The following is a 20,436-nucleotide window of genomic DNA, read 5'->3' as shown; positions in this document are numbered from 1 at the left end:
CAGAAATAAAAACCCCACAGACTGGCCGTGGGGATGAAAAAAGAAACGTATTAGCCGTGGCGACGCTCAAAATCGATCATGAAATCGGTCAGCGCTTTCACCCCTTCAATCGGCATGGCGTTATAGATAGAGGCGCGCATACCGCCAACAACACGGTGCCCTTTTAAGGCGTGCAGACCGGCGGCGAAAGACTCTTCCAGAAAGACCTTGTCCAGCGCATTGTCCGCTAACTGGAACGGAACGTTCATCCGCGAACGGTTGGCCTGTGCGACATCGTTACGGTAGAAATCGCTGTTATCAATCACACCGTACAGCAACTCCGCTTTTTGCTGATTGATTTTGTGCATCGCCGCCACGCCGCCCTGCGCTTTCAACCATTTGAACACCAGGCCGGAAAGATACCAGGCGAAAGTCGGCGGCGTATTAAACATCGAGTCGTTATCATTCAGGACGGTGTAGTCGAGAATGGACGGGCAGCTCTCATGCGCCTTGCCTAACAGATCTTCCCGGACGATAACCAGCGTCAGCCCTGCCGGACCGATATTCTTCTGCGCGCCAGCATAAATTACGCCATAGCGAGAGACGTCCAGCGGCGCAGACAGGATGGTAGAAGAAAAGTCCGCCGTGACGACCACCTCCGGGCCAAAATCCGGCGTTTCATCGATGGCGATGCCGTCAATGGTCTCATTCGGGCAATAGTGTAAATAAGCGGCGTTATCGGAAAGCTGCCACTCGCGCATCGGTTTTACGGCACGTTTGCCATCAACGGTGATTTTGGCGTCGATAATCTGCGGCGCACAGTATTTTTTGGCTTCTTTGATGGCGCTCGCCGCCCAGTAACCGGCATCGACATAATCCGCCGTGGTTTTATCGCCCAGCAGATTGAGCGGCACGCCAGCAAACTGCCCGCGACCGCCGCCGTGACAAAATAAAACTTTATAGTTGGAGGGGATATTAAGGAGATCGCGAAAATCCTGCTCCGCCTCTTCAGCGACCTGGATAAACTCTTTGCCTCGATGGCTAATTTCCATTACCGACGTACCAAGACCGTGCCAGTCACGCAGTTCCTGTTGCGCCAGTTTAAGTACTTCCGCCGGTAGCATCGCCGGACCTGAACTAAAATTAAAGACCTGAGCCATTTCCCCTCACCACGCTGCATTGTTCCCTGCCTGACAGACATCAGGCAAACGTTATTCATGTGAATATCGGTTTTATCATTCAGTGACACGCGCCGCAATGGGTAAAACAATGCGAGGAGAAAATGCGGCATGCGTCACACAACACAATCTTCCGGATTAACCGTATAAATCCGATATTTTCGCTGTTAAACAACGCGTTTAGCCCGGCTTGCCTTCGTCCATTCTGGATTTGCGCAGCGCGGACATAATTGCTTTTCCCCGACGTTCATGCGTATCACTTCACTGCAACGTACGCAGGCATAGTCGCCAGCCTCCGGCACCACGATAAAGCGTGGCGTACAGTGCTCAGGAAGAATGCTTAACCCCGGCTTAACGTCTTTATTTTCAAAGAAATAGACGCTGATTTGTCCGTTTGTCTCCAGGATGGCCAGTCTGACCTGCCCCAGTTGCTCAACGCCATTCAAGCGAAGCTCCATAAAAAACTCAAACTCCGTCATGTTCGAGCGCTGCAGTTTTTCCCACGCCAGTTCGCCGTCTTCAACAATGACCACCGACTTGCCTTCCAGCAGATCTTCCAACTTTTCACTATGCGCCATCAGCCACATGACCAGGCGATAGAGCAGCGCCAGGGTGATGAATACCACCAGAACAGGGAGCATCGGAACGTCATCATAAAACGCGACGTCGCCTGCCGCCGACCCCAATGTCAAAATGATCAGCACTTCAAAAAGCGACATTTGCCGTACGCCGCGTCGTCCTGTCACCTTTAAGAAAAGAAACACCAGAACAAAGGTGTAAAAGCTACGTAGCGCCACTTCCCCCAAAAACGCTACCGGCACGTTATCCAGCGCCATTCGTTGCAAATCAAATGCTTTCATTTTTTATGCTCTTCCTGTGAATTCCAGTGTAAAAGCATAGCCAATACTTTTATTTCCGCCGATGTCCCGGCGAGATAGCGCCCGTCACATAAAACCCGTATCATTGCGCGCTTTCCGTACGACAAAAGTGATTTTCATGACGCAAACATTCATTCCCGGCAAAGACGCCGCGCTGGAAGACTCCATCGCCCGCTTCCAGCAAAAGTTACTCGACCTCGGCTTTCACATCGAAGAGGCCTCCTGGCTGAACCCGGTGCCAAACGTCTGGTCAGTGCATATTCGCGATAAAGAGTGCGCGTTATGCTTTACCAACGGAAAAGGCGCGACCAAAAAAGCGGCGCTGGCCTCGGCGCTGGGCGAATACTTCGAGCGTCTGTCAACCAACTACTTTTTTGCTGATTTCTGGCTTGGCGAAACAGTCGCCAACGGGCCATTCGTGCATTATCCGAATGAAAAGTGGTTTCCGCTGACTGAAAATGACGACGTACCGGAAGGCTTGCTTGATGCCCGTCTGCGCGCGTTTTACGATCCGGAAAATGAACTCACCGGAAGCCAGTTAATTGATCTTCAGTCCGGCAATGAAGCTCGCGGCATCTGTGGTCTGCCATTTACCCGTCAGTCCGATAACCAGACCGTGTATATTCCGATGAATATCATCGGCAACCTGTACGTCTCTAACGGAATGTCCGCCGGCAATACGCGTAATGAAGCCCGCGTTCAGGGACTGTCGGAAGTCTTCGAGCGTTATGTGAAAAATCGCATCATTGCGGAAAGTATCAGTCTGCCGGAGATTCCCGCAGAGGTGATGGCGCGTTATCCGGCGGTAATGGAGTCAATCGCCACGCTGGAAGCCGAGGGTTTCCCGATTTTCGCCTATGACGGCTCGCTGGGCGGTAAGTATCCGGTTATCTGCGTCGTGCTGTTCAACCCGGCTAACGGTACCTGCTTTGCTTCTTTTGGCGCGCATCCTGACTTTGGCGTTGCGCTGGAACGTACAGTGACCGAGCTACTCCAGGGACGCGGTCTGAAAGATCTTGATGTCTTCACCCCGCCAACGTTCGATGATGAAGAAGTCGCGGAGCACACTAATCTGGAGACCCACTTCATCGACTCCAGCGGCCTGATTTCCTGGGATCTGTTCAAACAGGACGCCGATTACCCGTTCACGGACTGGAGTTTTTCCGGCACTACCGAAGAAGAATTCGCCACGCTGATGGCCATCTTTGCTGCTGAAGATAAAGAAGTTTACATTGCCGATTACGAGCATCTCGGCGTATACGCCTGTCGTATTATCGTACCGGGAATGTCTGATATTTATCCTGCCGAAGATCTGTGGCTGGCCAACAACAATATGGGTAGCCATCTTCGTGAGACTCTGCTTTCGCTGCCCGGTAGCGCCTGGAATAAAGAAGACTATCTCAATCTGATTGAACAATTGGATGAAGAAGGTTTTGACGATTTCACCCGCGTGCGTGAACTGCTGGGTCTGGCGACCGGAGCGGACAATGGTTGGTATACACTGCGCGTCGGCGAATTAAAAGCAATGCTAGCGTTAGCGGGCGGCGATTTGGAGCAGGCGCTAATCTGGACAGAATGGACGATGGAGTTCAATTCGTCGGTCTTTAGTCCGGCACGCGCAAACTATTACCGTTGCCTGCAAACGCTGCTGCTCCTGTCGCAAGAAGATGCGCGTCAGCCACTGCAATATCTCAATGCTTTTATAAAAATGTATGGCGCAGAGGCTGTAGAAGCCGCCAGCGCCGCGCTTAGCGGTGAAGCGGCTTTTTATGGACTACCGGCTGTCGACCACGATCTACAAGCGTTCCCGGCGCATCAGTCCTTGTTAAAAGCGTATGATAAATTACAGCGCGCGAAAGCGGCATACTGGTCAAAATAAGGCCATATGAGTGACTTAGGGTAGGTTTACCCTCTCGGCTGCGTTATATTACGGGGCGCCTTTGCGGCCCCGTTTTATTTATTTTCACTAAACGGCGAAAAATGTAATAACAAAGTTAAACATTGGTTGTTGATATTAAATTAATTGACATAGTGATGTTACTTTATTTGTTGATTACTCCATATTAATTAACCGTGCAGCAGGAGGAGTCAGGAAAAAATTCAACTCTATTTATAATTTTTAAAATTTATTTTTATTAGTATAATCAAAAAGTTACACCATAATTGCATAAAAGCCATGCGACTTACGGGCCTATAAGCCAGGCGAGATATGATCTATATCAAATTCTCATCTATAATGCTTTGTTAGTATCTCGTCGCCGACTTAATAAAGAGAGAGTTAGTGTGAAAGCTGACAACCCTTTTGACCTTTTACTCCCTGCAGCAATGGCCAAAGTGGCTGAAGAAGCAGGCGTCTATAAAGCAACGAAACATCCGCTTAAGACTTTCTATCTGGCGATTACCGCCGGCGTATTCATTTCAATTGCCTTTGTTTTTTATATTACTGCGACAACTGGTACTGGCGCGATGCCTTATGGCATGGCGAAACTTATCGGGGGTATCTGTTTCTCTTTGGGACTGATTCTCTGTGTTATTTGCGGCGCTGATCTTTTCACCTCTACTGTTCTGATCGTTGTAGCTAAAGCTAGCGGTCGCATCACCTGGGGGCAACTGGCTAAAAACTGGTTAAACGTCTATTTTGGTAACCTGATTGGCGCTCTGCTTTTCGTGTTACTGATGTGGCTTTCCGGCGAGTATATGACTGCCAACGGTCAATGGGGACTTAACGTCCTGCAAACCGCCGACCACAAAATGCACCACACTTTTGTTGAAGCTGTCTGCCTCGGTATTCTGGCGAACCTGATGGTTTGTCTGGCCGTGTGGATGAGCTACTCAGGTCGTAGCCTGATGGACAAAGCGTTCATCATGGTACTGCCCGTCGCCATGTTTGTCGCCAGCGGTTTTGAGCACAGTATCGCAAACATGTTTATGATTCCTATGGGTATTGTAATACGCGATTTCGCTACACCGGAGTTTTGGACCGCGGTCGGTTCGTCTCCGGAAAGTTTTTCTCACCTGACCGTGATGAGCTTCATCACTGATAACCTGATTCCGGTCACGATCGGTAATATTATCGGCGGCGGTTTGTTGGTCGGGTTGACATACTGGGTCATTTACCTGCGTGGTAACGAGCATCATTAATCTGTTGATGCCCATTACACGCAGTAAATAAAAAATCCACTTAAGAAGGTAGGTGTTACATGTCCGAGCTTAATGAAAAGTTAGCCACAGCCTGGGAAGGTTTTACCAAAGGTGACTGGCAGAATGAAGTAAACGTCCGTGACTTCATTCAGAAAAACTACACTCCATATGAGGGTGACGAGTCCTTCCTGGCTGGCGCTACTGACGCGACCACCAAGCTGTGGGACAGCGTAATGGAAGGCGTTAAACAGGAAAACCGCACTCACGCGCCTGTTGACTTTGACACCTCCGTTGCTTCCACCATCACTTCTCACGACGCTGGCTACATCAACAAAGCGCTTGAGAAAATTGTTGGTCTGCAGACTGAAGCTCCGCTGAAGCGTGCGATTATCCCGTTCGGCGGCATCAAAATGGTTGAAGGTTCCTGCAAAGCGTACAATCGCGAGCTGGACCCAATGATCAAAAAAATCTTCACCGAATACCGTAAGACCCACAACCAGGGCGTGTTCGACGTTTATACTCCGGACATCCTGCGTTGCCGTAAATCCGGCGTTCTGACCGGTCTGCCGGATGCGTATGGCCGTGGCCGTATCATCGGTGACTACCGTCGCGTAGCGCTGTACGGTATCGACTACCTGATGAAAGACAAATTCGCGCAGTTTACGTCTCTGCAATCCGATCTGGAAAACGGCGTAAATCTGGAAGCGACTATCCGTCTGCGTGAAGAAATCGCTGAACAGCACCGCGCTCTGGGTCAGATCAAAGAAATGGCGGCTAAATACGGCTGCGATATCTCTGGTCCGGCGACTAACGCTCAGGAAGCAATCCAGTGGACTTACTTCGGTTACCTGGCTGCGGTTAAATCTCAGAACGGCGCAGCAATGTCCTTCGGTCGTGTATCCACCTTCCTGGATGCGTACATCGAACGTGACCTGAAAGCAGGCAAAATCACCGAGCAAGACGCACAGGAAATGATTGACCACCTGGTCATGAAACTGCGTATGGTTCGCTTCCTGCGTACTCCTGAATATGATGAACTGTTCTCCGGCGACCCGATTTGGGCAACTGAATCTATCGGTGGTATGGGCGTTGATGGCCGTACTCTGGTTACCAAAAACAGCTTCCGCTTCCTGAACACCCTGTACACCATGGGGCCGTCTCCGGAACCGAACATCACCGTTCTGTGGTCTGAAAAACTGCCGCTGAACTTCAAGAAATTCGCCGCTAAAGTCTCCATCGACACCTCTTCTCTGCAGTACGAGAACGATGACCTGATGCGTCCGGACTTCAACAACGATGACTACGCTATCGCATGCTGCGTAAGCCCGATGATCGTTGGTAAACAAATGCAGTTCTTCGGCGCGCGTGCAAACCTGGCGAAAACCATGCTGTACGCAATCAACGGCGGCGTTGATGAAAAACTGAAAATGCAGGTTGGTCCGAAATCCGAACCGATCAAAGGCGATGTTCTGAACTTCGACGAAGTGATGGATCGCATGGATCACTTCATGGACTGGCTGGCTAAACAGTATGTCACCGCGCTGAACGTTATCCACTACATGCACGACAAGTACAGCTACGAAGCCTCTCTGATGGCGCTGCACGACCGTGACGTTATCCGCACCATGGCGTGTGGTATCGCAGGTCTGTCCGTTGCGGCTGACTCCCTGTCTGCCATCAAATATGCGAAAGTTAAACCGATTCGTGACGAAGATGGTCTGGCTATCGACTTCGAAATCGAAGGCGAATACCCGCAGTTTGGTAACAACGACGCTCGTGTAGATGACATGGCGGTTGACCTGGTAGAACGTTTCATGAAGAAAATTCAGAAACTGACCACCTACCGTGGCGCTATCCCGACGCAGTCTGTTCTGACCATCACTTCTAACGTTGTGTATGGTAAGAAAACCGGTAACACCCCGGATGGTCGTCGCGCTGGCGCGCCGTTCGGACCAGGTGCTAACCCGATGCACGGTCGTGACCAGAAAGGCGCTGTCGCTTCTCTGACCTCCGTTGCTAAACTGCCGTTTGCTTACGCGAAAGATGGTATTTCTTATACCTTCTCTATCGTTCCGAACGCACTGGGTAAAGACGACGAAGTTCGTAAGACTAACCTGGCAGGTCTGATGGATGGTTACTTCCACCACGAAGCGTCCATCGAAGGCGGTCAGCACCTGAACGTCAACGTCATGAACCGTGAAATGCTGCTGGACGCGATGGAACATCCGGAAAAATATCCGCAGCTGACCATCCGTGTATCTGGTTACGCAGTACGTTTTAACTCCCTGACGAAAGAACAGCAGCAGGACGTTATTACTCGTACCTTCACGCAGACCATGTAATGGGTTTGACTGAAATTACGCCATAAAAAGCGTACAAAAAAGGCTCCATATCAGTGGGGCCTTTTTAATTTTTATAAAAGCATATTTCGACAACCAGAATTTTTACTTATAAATAAAGTGTTATTATGTGATCTATATATTTTTTCCAGAATAGAATCAATTTCCCTTTTATTATTCCGATAATCATCATCATCCTTATTTAATGCATCAGATAACAGCATGGTGTTAGCTTCTGTAAAATCACATGACAATGACGGTGTATATCCTTGTAGCAGATAGATAAGTGTTGGATGAAACATATCAAACAGAACTTCCCCCTCTAATTCCCAGTAACCCATTTTAAAAAATTGGGTAGAAATCTCAAAAGACCCCATTTGAAGACAGCGTAGTTTATCCATCTCACTATCAGTAAGCGTACCATTCCATTCAACACATGCCATTTTTCGATCTTCTCCAGAGCGCATAAGCTTATAAACTTCATCCTTAATTTCATCATCTTCATTAACTGCCTGTCTAAGTTTAAAAGCAAAGTTTTTTAATAATTCTGGATAGCGAGAAATTTTTTCTCCATACTTAATACATATTTTAAGAAACAACTCTTCTTCATCTTCTTCCATCACTTTAAAAATACAGTTTTCTGAAACGTTGAGGATACGATGCAAATTACATTTATCAATAACCCTGCCATCAAATTCAAATAAAACTTGTGTCTGATTCATATCAAAACGCATAATAAAGCGGTCTTGTTGGGATGGATCAGCATATTGTTTTAATTGTGCAAAGGCATGTATCTTCTCCATGCCGACTGTATCAACATTAAGTTCAGCTTGATTTTCACGTTCACATCCATGGATGAGTATATATAATACCTCCAGCACTTCTTTTTTTTTGTGTGTTCTGAAGCAGTCCTTAAATCTATCCCATACCCCCATGTATAGCGCTTCTTCTTTATCAGGATTCATCAAACGGACTAGCCGCGAACGATTAATGTCATAGTGATGATGATTACCAAAACTTAACGTAACTGGCATAATAACTCCCTTGATTATTTACCACGAAAGCAAAATCCAATCCGTTGCTCTCATTTTTTTGATTAAAACCACACTCTATTTAAGAGATTGAATCAGTCCGGGTTTAGAAATAACATCAGATTTACACCTGATTGCGCGTTGAATGCGACGCCAGGCGCTGGACAGCGCATAACGTTCTTTGGACACATCTGAATTATGTTGAGAATTATTTTCGTTCTGACCACAACAAAACGGCGCCAATCATTTGAAAAAAGAGGCGGATCATAAACAGCAAAACCAGGGCGCTATGAATGATACACTTACAGTATGTATTGCGGTTCGGGCGTTAAACAGAGGTACCGGGCTGATGAATGAGCCAGAATTTCTGGCGGTGCAAGCTATGCAGCATAGATTTGCCGTATATTTTATACTGAATAGAGGTAAAATAGCTCCATTGCAGCACATTCTGGAACAGCCACACATTCTGTAGTCCAAAATTTACGCTCGCAGTACCGCTTTTTTACAGGATGCAACCCCCTTACCAGGGTGCCCAACATGCCCGGAATGTGTCCATAAACCCCATGTTATTTAGAGCTAGCCGAAGCGATATGAGTAACTTAACCGATTGTATTACAAATGAAAGTGTTGCAGTAACTGCTGATAAAAAGCCGGTTATTGGTCGCATTCACTCCTTTGAATCCTGTGGCACCGTTGATGGCCCAGGCATCCGCTTTATTACCTTTTTCCAGGGCTGCCTGATGCGCTGCCTGTATTGCCATAACCGCGACACATGGGATACGCATGGCGGTAAAGAAATCACCGTTGAAGACTTAATGAAAGAGGTCGTGACCTATCGGCATTTTATGAATGCTTCTGGCGGCGGCGTGACGGCATCCGGCGGCGAGGCCATTTTGCAGGCAGAATTTGTACGCGACTGGTTTCGCGCCTGTAAAAAAGAAGGTATCCACACCTGTCTCGACACCAACGGCTTTGTGCGCCGTTATGACCCGGTGATTGATGAACTGTTGGACGTTACCGATCTGGTGATGCTCGATCTCAAGCAGATGAATGATGAGATCCACCAGAATCTGGTCGGTGTCTCTAATCACCGGACGCTGGAATTCGCGCAGTATTTATCAAAGAAAAATGTGAAGGTCTGGATCCGTTACGTTGTCGTTCCCGGCTGGTCTGACGACGATGATTCCGCGCATCGCCTGGGCGAGTTTACCCGCGATATGGGTAATGTCGAAAAAATCGAACTGTTGCCCTATCATGAGCTGGGCAAACATAAATGGGTGGCAATGGGCGAAGAATATAAACTGGATGGCGTGAAGCCGCCTAAAAAAGAGACCATGGAGCGTGTAAAGGATATTCTTGAGCAGTATGGTCATAAAGTGATGTATTAATCGCCTGCTATCTTACCCGCTTTTAAACGGCTACCCATGGCGGTAGCCGTTTTGCTGTCTGGATAACGCTCTTACCGCTAAAATACCCGACCCCGCCATCAGACAGGCCTGGTTAACAATATTGCGCTTACCAGGTATTAAATACAGAGTCGCTTATCTGCTGCTGGGTTGAAGGTCTGACAACTATTGCTGCCCCCGGCGCCTGTTAATACCGTGGTCTCCGCCTGGAACCCAGGCACCTGTAATCTTAAAAGGCGCTCGCCTGGCAGGAGCGCCGTGGAAAAGAACGTCGTTATGTGTTTCTACGCGCCAGCAGTGGGAAAATTAATCCCAACCCGACCAGGACAAAAGGCGTCACGATGTTCAACGTCAGCTGGAATGTCCACTCCGGCGTGAACGCCTCCATTTTGGGGAAAATACCGGTAAGGCAGGCAAACGCGGTGAAGGCAAAACACCATATCCCCACAGTTAACGCCAACGCCCGGTTGCGAATAAACACATATTCGGGTTTGTACTTTTGCGCCAGTCGAATGACGGCAATAAAGGCGACGAATACCCACAGATAGCGCAGCGGCATAACGACTGAGTTGAGATTAAGCAGCCATTTGTACAGGTTGTTCATATCGCCGATGCCAAGCGTTGGCAACATAATCAAGATAGCGACCAACACTAATGTCAGTAAATAACCATTAACTGGCGTACCTGAAGCGTTAGTACGACATAAGCGCTGCGGGATATATTTACTGTCTGCATCACCCAGTAAGACTTTCAGTGGCGCATCAATAGAAAACACCAGCGCGGCGATTTGTCCCAGAGTATTGGCAATGGCATAAATCACCATTAATGAATTACCCATATGGTAATACTCACCCAATTTCTGGAATGCATAATATTGCCCATTGGTCATTAAATCGTCAGGTATATGCCGGGAATCAAACATCATTCCCATCGCCAACGAACCGAGGATAGCGCAGACCGCAACCATGACGGCTAAAAAGAGCATCCCCTTCGGAAATTCTTTTCCTGGATTCCGCGTCTGGTTGACATAAGGCGAGATCTTCTCTGCCCCACCAACCGCAAAGACCAACATAGAGATGGTGGTGATATAGGTAAAATCGATATGAGGAATAAATGACTGCCAGGTGATGTTAGTGGTCGCAATTTCAACGTTTGTAATTGCCGGCGCGGTCACTGCCATCACAACATATAAAATTGACATGATAAACATGGCAATTCCGGCCACAGACCCAACAACCTTTAGCGATTTCATCCCCCTGGAAGCAACCCACATAAAGAAAACAAACAATGCCAGCGTCAGCCCCTGCAAGGCAACGACGGTATATTCTTTTATCAACGAGCCGTCGCCTTTTAAAGCCCATCCCAATGCAATGAGTATCGCCTGCGGCTTTTGCGCCAGGTAGGGAATATGCACGACCCAATAGGTCCATGCCGCAAGGTAAGCCAACCCCGGCCCCATCGTATGCTTAATCCAGGTACTGACGCCCCCTTTTCCCTCTTTGAAGGTTGAGCCCAGTTGCCCCACGATTAAGGCATAAGGAATAAAATAGAGCGCAAAAATAAACACCCAGGAGAAGACAACCACTAACCCCTGGTTAGCATAGTTATTGACAACATTGCCGAATCCCCAAACGGTAATAAACGACATCAGGGCGATGTTGTACCATCGCAACTGTTTTTCCTGCACATTCGGCATAACGCGATCCTTCGTGAACACAATGCTATTACTATAAATGAAGCGGGGGATTATGCGCGGTAAAGACGAAGAGAGAAAATAGAGGAGCGCAAAATTATAACCTTCGGCACATTTTATTTTTCAGTAAAGCAAGAAAATTATGCAGGTCAATTATTTTACGTAAAACATAAACAAAGAGTATGCAAGACTCACGTCCTGCATACGATTCAGAGAACAGTCAGATGTGGGCGACAGGATTAGGCGTCTGGCCGGCGTTACGTAACAGCATCAGCAGATAAATAAACGATACGCTGGCGATCATAATAAACAGCAGATTATCTGAATAATTCTGCATTAACATCGCAGCAAAAGACGGCCCCAACAGGCTCCCTACCGTATAACTTAACAACAGCGCCTGGTTCATTGCCACAAGCTGGTGGTGTTCGACTTTTTCACAGGCCCAGGCCATTGCAACGGGATAAAGCGTAAAACCCGCCGCCCCCAGAATAAACAGAGCTGGCGCCATCGCCGCCTGGGTTAACATGGCAATACTACCGAGTATGACAACGAATACCTGTACGCGTAACACCAGCAAGCGACCAAATTTGTCCGCCAGACGTCCCATTGGCCATTGCCCCAAAATACCGGCGCTCACCAGCACCGCCATCCAGAAACCGATGCTGGCGTTAGCCATCCCCTGATGATTCAGATATAACGGCATCAGACCATATAATGAACCAAGAACAATGCCGGAAATAATACAACCATTCACGCCAAGACGCGCCTGGCGTAGCTTCAGCATGGCGCTAATAGAAGAGGAATGACGTGTCTGCGTTTGCTGATTTACAATTCGGGTAAAGAGTAGCGGCAGAATTCCCGCCAGAATCATTCCGGTCACCCAGGGAAGGACGTGCAGCAATTCACCAGATACTTTACTGACCAATAATTGTCCAAGGAAGGTCCCCATGTAATAGACCATCATATAGGCAGCAAGCAGGCGCCCGCGATTATGCGAGGTTCCGCTGCACATCAACGCGCTTTCGACAACCACCCAAATCATAGCGCAGCCGATACCGGCAATAAAACGCCAGCTCATCCAGCTCCAGAACCCCACCATCCCCCCCAATCCGACACAACCCGCGGCGAAGATCAGCGAGGCAAGATAATAGCTACGGTTAAACCCAATGCGTTTAATTAAATACCCGGTAAATAACGTCCCGACCAGATTGCCGGTAAAATAAGACGAGCTGACCATCCCCACCTGCCAGGTAGGAAGGTTTGCCTGAGCAAGCCACAGCGGCACAAGCGTATTCAGTACCGCAATGGCCAGGGTCAACAAAAGTAGCCCGCACAGCAAAAGCATGACGGGACGGGTATAGGTGGACATGAATAAAAACCGTGAGGAAGTTCAAATTTCATGCGCATCATGCCATCGCCAAAAACATTGTCAATCGGCTCCGCATGGGCGATCCGCAAGTTTTGAGACTATCGATTTGATTTACTTATTCTGCACGTGAATATATTGAAAGGCTAAAAATTCATCCCCTTGTTTTTATTGATCTAACCCGCAAAATCGGCGTTTTGTTCAGTCGAAAAATTTCATGGTTCCTTTAGCTTCGTTTTCTTCTCTATGGATTTATATGCGCCTTCTCCGCCCCGGTTATATTCCTTAGATTGATGGCGGCTAAAGGCGTATTCGGCCTGCACGTTCTGCAGGCCGAATGCGCGTCAACGCGTTAGCTGGCTACCGCCATGCCCACGGTCATATGCAGCCCATAGAATACGCCGCGGCCAATCAATTCCCCCGCCAGCATCAGAATGAAGGCGACAGAGAGCAACGGTACCGCAGGTTGATACCCTTTTAACTGTGGCACAATCCAGCAGCACAACGCCGCCGCAAGCAGCACCATACGCCAGGCCATCAGCGAACCATAATCCGGTACCAGAGCAGACGCCTGCTGAATGGAACTGTGAATCGTCGCCAGTTCCGCGCCCTGCATGGCCACCATAATGGCAATAACCACCAGCGCCAGCACCGAAACCGCAGGTAACAGACGCATCGCCCAACCGTTCACGCCCGCGATGCGCAGCAGCAGATAACCCAGTAGCGGGCCCCCCATAAAGAGCGTCAGGAAGAAGCCCAGCGGCGTCCAGACGCTATACCAGGTCGGTACTGTATCGATGCTGTTATAGACGCGTACCATCATCCAGACGAAGACGACGCCCAGTACCATCGTGATAATCAGCCAGAGTGTGCGCAGTGCCGGCGGCAGCTTTTTCAGTACCGCCAGCAGCCAGCCAATCCCGCCGACCGCAAAAAACACCGAGCCGCTGGCAATTTCATTGCTCAGTGCGGAAGCACCCACGCGGTTAAGCGAGTTAAACGCGCGCATCGGCGAGCCCAGATGCAGCATCGAGGCGATAAAGCCAATCCCCATCAGCACCCACAGACCAAACATACAGGCGATCACCCGCTGCTGCGTTTCCGCGCGCAGGTCGCCCTTCATCAGCGCCAGAGCCAGAACAATAAAACCACCGGCCACGCACTGACCAAAGACCGTGAAGATCATCAACGGCCATTCATGCCATCCACTTCCCATCTTATACCTCCTTCGGATTGGCCAGATAACCGGTAGTGTCCCCGGTCGGGCGGCTGTTGGCGTTGGGTTTAATCACAATATTCGGCTTCGTGAAATGCGCGCGCGGCAGCGGCGCGACGGCAGCCAGCTCACCGTGTTTTTTACGCAGTTCGTCTATCGGGCCAAAATCCAGCGCCCGCAGCGGGCAGGATTCCACGCAAATCGGTTTCTTGCCTTCCGCCACCCGGTCATAACAGCCGTCGCACTTGGTCATATGACCTTTAGCCGCGTTGTACTGCGGCGCGCCATACGGGCAGGCCATGTGGCAGTAGCGGCAGCCGATACAGACCTCTTCGTTCACCACCACAAAACCGTCATCGCGCTTGTGCATCGCGCCGCTCGGGCAGACTTTGGTACAGGCCGGGTCTTCGCAGTGGTTGCACGAAATGGAGAGATAGTAGGCAAAGACGTTCTGGTGCCAGACGCCGTTATCTTCCTGCCAGTCGCCGCCTGCGTATTCATATATCCGCCGGAAACTGACGTCGGGAGTGAGATCTTTGTAGTCCTTGCAGGCCAGTTCGCAGGTTTTGCAACCGGTGCAACGACTGGAATCAATAAAAAATCCATACTGGGTTGTCATCGGTTACTCCTTACGCCTTTTCAACCTGAACGAGGTTCGTATGTGACGGGTTCCCCTTCGCCAGCGGAGAAGGACGTTGGGTCGTCAGTACGTTAATACATCCGCCCTGATCCACGCGTTTTGCATCCGGGTCATACCACGCGCCTTCTCCCAGGGCGACCACGCCCGGCATCATGCGCGGCGTCACTTTAGCCTCGATGTGTACTTCGCCGCGATCGTTGAAGATGCGGACTTTATCGCCATTGTTGATACCGCGTTTCTGCGCATCCATTGGGTTAATCCACATTTCCTGGCGACAGGCGGCTTTCAGTACGTCTACGTTGCCATAAGTGGAATGCACACGCGCTTTATAGTGGAAACCCGTCAACTGCAGCGGGAATTTATCCGTTAGCGGATCGTTATAGTTTTCAAAACCTGGCGTGTAGATCGGTAATGGATCGATCACGTCGCCTTCCGGCAGCTCCCAGGTGGCGGCGATATCCGCCAACGCCTGTGAATAGATTTCAATCTTGCCCGATGGCGTTGTAAGTGGATTCGCTTGCGGATCTTCGCGGAAGTCTTTATAGGCGACATGGTGGCCTTCGGGGTCACGCTGTTTGAAGATGCCTTGCTTACGGAACTCCTCAAAGGTGGGCAGGTTCGGAATGGATTTACGCGACTGTTCGTACAGATGACGCATCCACTCTTCTTGCGTCCGTCCTTCGGTAAACTGTTGTTCCACGCCAAGACGTTTCGCCAGTTCGCTGGTCATCTCATAAATCGTCTTACACTCGAAGCGCGGTTTAATCGCCTGGTCAGTGAAGATAACGTAAGACATGTTCCCGCAGGAGGCATCCAGCGCAAAGTCCATCTGCTCAGAAGCAGTGCAATCAGGCAACAGAATATCGGCGTATTTTGCCGACGAGGTCATATGACAGTCGATAACGACGATCATTTCGCATTTCTTGTCATCCTGCAGGATTTCGTGGGTGCGGTTAATCTCAGAGTGCTGGTTAATCAAACAGTTGCCCGCATAGTTCCAGATCATTTTGATCGGCACGTCCAGCTTATCTTTCCCCCGCACGCCATCACGCAACGCCGTCATTTCCGGGCCGCGTTCAATGGCATCGGTCCACATAAACATGGAGATGCTGGTTTCAACCGGATTTTCCAACGTGGGCATACGTTCAAATGGCAGGGCATAAGACCCTTCGCGCGCGCCGCTGTTACCGCCGTTAATCCCAACATTACCCGTCAGGATCGCCAGCATCGAGATGGCGCGCGTGGCGATTTCTCCATTAGCATGACGTTGTGGTCCCCACCCCTGGCAAATATAGGCGGGTTTAGCGCTGCCGATTTCTCGCGCCAGCTTAATAATGCGATCTGCCGGAATACCGGTAATTTGCGCCGCCCACTCCGGCGTCTTCGCAATACCGTCTTTACCCTGGCCCAGAATATAGGCTTTGTAGTGACCGTTTTTCGGCGCGCTGGCAGGCAAGGTTTTTTCGTCATAACCGACGCAATATTTATCCAGGAACGGCTGATCGACCATGTTCTCGGTGATTAAGACATATGCCAGACCATTGACCAACGCCGCATCGGTACCTGGACGAATCGGAATCCACTCATCTTCGCGACCGGCGCCGGTGTCGGTGTAACGAGGATCGATAATGATCATCCGCGCGTTTGATTTCTGCCGCGCCTGTTCAAGGTAATAGGTTACACCGCCCCCGCTCATGCGGGTTTCGCCAGGGTTATTACCAAACAACACCACCAGCTTACTGTTTTCAATGTCGGATGGACTATTGCCATCCGCCCAGCCGCCATAGGTGTAGTTCAGACCCGCTGCGATTTGCGCGGAAGAGTAATCACCGTAGTGGTTAAGATAACCGCCGCAGCAGTTCATCAGACGAGCGACCAGCGTTTTTCCTGGCGGCCATGAACGTGTCAAAGTGCCGCCCAGCGTTCCCGTGCCATAGTTCAGATAAATGGACTCGTTGCCATACTCTTTGATAAGACGCTGCATATTGGTGGCAATGATATCGTAGGCTTCGTCCCAGCTAATACGCTCAAATTTACCTTCGCCGCGCGCGCCGACGCGCTTCATCGGATACTTGAGCCGATCCGGGTTATAGACGCGACGACGCATAGAACGACCGCGCAGGCAGGCGCGAACCTGATGCAGGCCATCGTAATCATCGTTTCCGGTATTATCCGTTTCTACATATTTGATTTCGCCATCCACAACATGCATACGTAGCGGACAACGGCTGCCACAGTTTACCGTACAGGCGCTCCAGACGACTTTCTCGCCGGTTTTCGCCGGGCTTATCGCCTCTGCGGCGTTAGCGATGCGGGTAAATGGCAGGGTAAATGCGCTACTGACCATCGCCAGGCCGCCTATCGCGGTGGTTTTGACTAAACCACGACGGCTCACCTCGGCTGCCAGCACGGCATCAGGGATCTTAGTTTTCATAAGGGCTCACTCTGCTGCTCACAATAAAAAAACAATAAAACGATGTATAGAATTTTATATAGCGATAACGTCGCTATAAAGTCTGATATATATCGAAAAAGTAGAAAAATAGTGTTAAAAACTGACCTTCATTCGAAATCAGTATTACCCCTAATAGGGTAGGGATTATTGTCCGGTATCAAACTGGCATAAAAAAAGCGCCCGAAGGCGCTTTTTAGAAGAGGAGAAAGCGAGGATTAGCCGATATATTCCAGTCCGTTCATGTACGGACGTAATACTTCCGGCACTTCAATGCGGCCATCAGCCTGCTGATAGTTTTCCATCACGGCCACCAGGGTACGACCTACCGCCAGACCAGAACCATTCAGGGTATGGACCAGACGGGTCTTTTTGTCGGACTTGCTGCGACAGCGTGCCTGCATACGACGCGCCTGGAAGTCCCAGACGTTAGAGCAGGAAGAGATCTCGCGGTAGGTATTCTGCGCCGGAACCCAGACTTCGAGGTCATAGGTTTTGCAGGCGCCGAAGCCCATATCGCCAGTGCACAGAATGATTTTACGGTACGGCAGTCCCAGTAGCTGGAGCACTTTTTCCGCGTGGCCGGTCATCTCTTCCAACGCAGCCATAGAATCTTCCGGGCGAACGATCTGCACCATTTCCACTTTGTCAAACTGATGCATACGAATCAGGCCACGGGTATCACGACCATAAGAACCTGCTTCAGAACGGAAACAAGGCGTATGCGCCGTCATTTTAATCGGCAGCTGATCTTCGTCGATGATTTCATCGCGTACCAGATTGGTCAGCGGAACCTCCGCCGTCGGGATCAAAGCATAGTTGCTGCTGTCTGCTTCTTCTTCCAGCGGACGGGTATGGAACAAGTCGCCTGCGAATTTCGGCAGTTGACCGGTGCCATACAGCGTGTCGTGGTTAACCAGATACGGCACGTAGTTTTCGCTATAGCCGTGCTGTTCCGTATGCAGATCCAACATGAACTGCGACAATGCGCGATGCATACGCGCAATCTGTCCTTTCATCACCACAAAACGGGAGCCGGTCAGCTTAACCGCGGCGGCAAAGTCGAGGCCGGAGTGCATTTCCCCTAAGGTGACGTGATCGCGGATTTCAAAATCAAACTCACGCGGGGTACCCCAGCGGCTGACTTCAACGTTGTCGTTTTCATCTTTACCTACCGGCACTTCATCCGCAGGCAGGTTTGGGATGGTCAGCGCGATATCGCGGATCTCCGCCAGCAAGGTATCCAGCTCGGCTTTCGCCGCATCCAGCTCTTCGCCCAGTTTATTCACTTCCAGGCGTAAAGGCTCAATATCTTCCCCGCGCGCTTTCGCCTGGCCGATGGATTTCGATCGAGAATTACGCTCCGCCTGCAGGTTTTCCGTGTTGACCTGCAAAACTTTACGACGCTCTTCAAGAGCGCGCAGCTTATCTACATCCAGCTTAAAGCCCCGGCGTGCCAGTTTTTCAGCGACTGCGTCTGGCTCATTACGCAGCAGATTGGGATCGAGCATGCTTATCCTGTGCTTATCGAATAATAAAAGGAAACGCGATCAATTGATGATCGCCTCTGATTGTATTGATGAACGTAAACCGCGTTTACGTAATAGCGACGTTTTCGCCTTACCAGACCGACGACAGCAACAACGCATCCATTGCGCTATACCCGCGGACCTCATAAGCAACGTGCTATCAGGCATAACGAGATTCATCATCAACGCCATGATACCTGGAGCATCATATTTAGAGATAACCTTACCGCAACGTTTACACTAGCGGTAGCGTTTTGTGGGGCTATTTTGATCCTGTTCAGCCAGCCAGGCGAGCTTTTCGCCAATCTTGCCTTCCAGACCACGATTTGTCGGATGATAATAGCGCGTTTGCGCGATTTCCGGCGGGAAGTACACTTCACCCGCAGCATAGGCATTGGGCTCATCGTGGGCATAGCGGTACTCCTGGCCATAGCCCATCTCTTTCATCAGTTTGGTTGGCGCATTACGCAGATGGACAGGAACGTCATAATCAGGACGTTCGCGCGCGTCGGCCAGCGCAGCCTTAAAGGCGGTATAGACGGCGTTGCTCTTCGGCGCGCAGGCGAGATAAACGATAGCCTGCGCGATCGCCCTTTCGCCTTCAGCCGGGCCAACGCGGGTGAAACAATCCCATGCGGCAATGGCGACCTGCATCGCGCGCGGATCGGCATTACCCACATCTTCCGAGGCAATCGCCAGGCAGCGACGCGCCACGTACAGCGGATCGCCTCCCGCGGTAATGATACGGGCATACCAATAGAGGGCGGCATCCGGCGCGCTGCCGCGCACTGATTTATGTAAGGCGGAAATAAGATCGTAGAAGCGATCGCCTTTGTTATCAAAACGCGCGCTGCGCTCGCCGGCGATCTCGGTCAACAAGGCGGGCAATAAAACGCGTTTGCCGCTGTCATCCGCCTCCGCCATATCAGCCATCATTTCCAGCGTATTTAAGGCGCGCCGCGCGTCGCCATTGACCAGCTCAGCAATCGCTCGCCGTGTCTCATCCGGTAACACGATATCCTGATCGCCGTAACCACGCGTTTTGTCCTGCATCGCCTGGTCCAGTACTTGCTCAATATCGTCAGTGGTCAACGATTTCAGCAGATAGACCCGCGCTCGCGACAATAGCGCCGAGTTCAGCTCAAAAGAGGGATTTTCCGTGGTCGCGCCGATAAAGGTGATAGTGCCATCTTCGATATGCGGTAAAAAGGCGTCCTGCTGGCTTTTGTTAAAGCGATGCACTTCATCGACAAACAGGATGGTACGGCGACCGGCATTACGATTCTGGCGGGCGCGCTCGATAGCTTCACGAATCTCTTTTACCCCAGAAGTGACGGCGGAAATACGCTCGACATCGGCGCTGGCGTAGCGGGCGATCACTTCAGCGAGCGTGGTTTTCCCCGTCCCTGGCGGCCCCCATAAAATCATGGAGTGCAGATGCCCGGCCTCAATAGCGCGAGGCAACGGCTTACCTGCGGCCAGCAAATGCTGCTGGCCGATATACTGCGCTAAATTTTCCGGCCGCATTCGCGCGGCCAGCGGTTGAAACGTATTATCAGAAAAATCGAGCGACAGATTGCTCACTCAT

14 protein-coding genes and 1 pseudogene are annotated in these 20,436 nt (G+C 50.4%); 5 read left to right on the top strand and 10 right to left on the bottom strand.

Going from position 1 to position 20,436, the window contains the following annotated elements:
- Positions 1–50: 50 nt before the first annotated feature.
- Positions 51–1,139 carry a 3-phosphoserine/phosphohydroxythreonine transaminase gene (gene serC / locus ACLJQD_RS09070; protein WP_000079590.1) on the bottom strand — a complete coding sequence of 363 codons (1,089 nt, stop codon included), beginning with the start codon at positions 1,137–1,139 and terminating at the stop codon, positions 51–53.
- Positions 1,140–1,324: 185 nt separating this feature from the next.
- Complete coding sequence (locus ACLJQD_RS09065; protein ID WP_000642870.1) at positions 1,325–2,017, bottom strand: DUF421 domain-containing protein; 693 nt, start codon at positions 2,015–2,017, stop codon at positions 1,325–1,327.
- Between the two features lie 136 nt (positions 2,018–2,153).
- Between ACLJQD_RS09065 and ycaO the strand changes: the two genes are divergently transcribed.
- The 3 genes from ycaO to pflB all read left to right on the top strand — a co-directional run bounded on the left by ycaO (position 2,154) and on the right by pflB (position 7,518).
- The gene (gene ycaO, locus ACLJQD_RS09060; protein ID WP_001538156.1) at positions 2,154–3,914 is read left to right on the top strand and encodes a 30S ribosomal protein S12 methylthiotransferase accessory factor YcaO; all 1,761 of its coding nucleotides are present in this window, start codon (positions 2,154–2,156) and stop codon (positions 3,912–3,914) included.
- A gap of 404 nt (positions 3,915–4,318) precedes the next feature.
- Positions 4,319–5,176, top strand: coding sequence for a formate transporter FocA (focA, locus tag ACLJQD_RS09055; protein ID WP_017440915.1), 858 nt, complete (start codon positions 4,319–4,321; stop codon positions 5,174–5,176).
- A gap of 59 nt (positions 5,177–5,235) precedes the next feature.
- Positions 5,236–7,518, top strand: coding sequence for a formate C-acetyltransferase (gene pflB, locus ACLJQD_RS09050; RefSeq protein ID WP_001292799.1), 2,283 nt, complete (start codon positions 5,236–5,238; stop codon positions 7,516–7,518).
- Positions 7,519–7,589: 71 nt separating this feature from the next.
- Here the strand turns inward: pflB and sopD2 are convergent, their stop codons facing one another.
- Positions 7,590–8,549, bottom strand: coding sequence for a type III secretion system effector SopD2 (gene sopD2, locus ACLJQD_RS09045; RefSeq protein WP_017440914.1), 960 nt, complete (start codon positions 8,547–8,549; stop codon positions 7,590–7,592).
- A 131-nt stretch (positions 8,550–8,680) separates the two neighbouring features.
- On the opposite strand from sopD2, the pseudogene ACLJQD_RS09040 reads away from it, so the two are divergent.
- Both ACLJQD_RS09040 and pflA read left to right on the top strand, forming a co-directional pair.
- Positions 8,681–9,018, top strand: a pseudogene (locus ACLJQD_RS09040) (cytoplasmic protein).
- A 118-nt stretch (positions 9,019–9,136) separates the two neighbouring features.
- The gene (gene pflA, locus ACLJQD_RS09035; RefSeq protein WP_017440912.1) at positions 9,137–9,934 is read left to right on the top strand and encodes a pyruvate formate lyase 1-activating protein; all 798 of its coding nucleotides are present in this window, start codon (positions 9,137–9,139) and stop codon (positions 9,932–9,934) included.
- A 292-nt stretch (positions 9,935–10,226) separates the two neighbouring features.
- Here pflA and ACLJQD_RS09030 read toward each other — a convergent pair whose 3' ends face one another.
- The 7 genes from ACLJQD_RS09030 to rarA form a co-directional block, all read right to left on the bottom strand.
- Positions 10,227–11,648, bottom strand: a complete 1,422-nt coding sequence (locus ACLJQD_RS09030; protein WP_001134264.1) for an APC family permease — start codon at positions 11,646–11,648, stop codon at positions 10,227–10,229.
- 217 nt (positions 11,649–11,865) lie between these two features.
- The gene (locus ACLJQD_RS09025) at positions 11,866–13,014 is read right to left on the bottom strand and encodes an MFS transporter (protein ID WP_017440911.1); all 1,149 of its coding nucleotides are present in this window, start codon (positions 13,012–13,014) and stop codon (positions 11,866–11,868) included.
- A gap of 349 nt (positions 13,015–13,363) precedes the next feature.
- Positions 13,364–14,227, bottom strand: a complete 864-nt coding sequence (locus ACLJQD_RS09020; RefSeq protein WP_000534681.1) for a dimethyl sulfoxide reductase anchor subunit family protein — start codon at positions 14,225–14,227, stop codon at positions 13,364–13,366.
- A 1-nt stretch (position 14,228) separates the two neighbouring features.
- Complete coding sequence (gene dmsB / locus ACLJQD_RS09015) at positions 14,229–14,846, bottom strand: dimethylsulfoxide reductase iron-sulfur subunit DmsB (protein ID WP_000213069.1); 618 nt, start codon at positions 14,844–14,846, stop codon at positions 14,229–14,231.
- Between the two features lie 10 nt (positions 14,847–14,856).
- Positions 14,857–17,301, bottom strand: coding sequence for a dimethylsulfoxide reductase subunit A (dmsA, locus tag ACLJQD_RS09010; protein ID WP_023210575.1), 2,445 nt, complete (start codon positions 17,299–17,301; stop codon positions 14,857–14,859).
- A gap of 236 nt (positions 17,302–17,537) precedes the next feature.
- Positions 17,538–18,830 carry a serine--tRNA ligase gene (serS, locus tag ACLJQD_RS09005; RefSeq protein ID WP_000886697.1) on the bottom strand — a complete coding sequence of 431 codons (1,293 nt, stop codon included), beginning with the start codon at positions 18,828–18,830 and terminating at the stop codon, positions 17,538–17,540.
- Between the two features lie 258 nt (positions 18,831–19,088).
- A complete protein-coding gene (rarA, locus tag ACLJQD_RS09000; RefSeq protein ID WP_000067785.1) occupies positions 19,089–20,432 on the bottom strand; it encodes a replication-associated recombination protein RarA in 1,344 nt (447 codons plus the stop codon).
- Positions 20,433–20,436 lie beyond the last annotated feature (4 nt).

The organism is Salmonella sp. SAL04214, from assembly GCF_046550615.1.
In the GTDB taxonomy this organism is placed as follows: domain Bacteria; phylum Pseudomonadota; class Gammaproteobacteria; order Enterobacterales; family Enterobacteriaceae; genus Salmonella; species Salmonella enterica.
The sequence above is the reverse complement of the archived record's forward strand: the minus strand, read 5'-3'. Positions and strand labels throughout refer to the sequence as shown.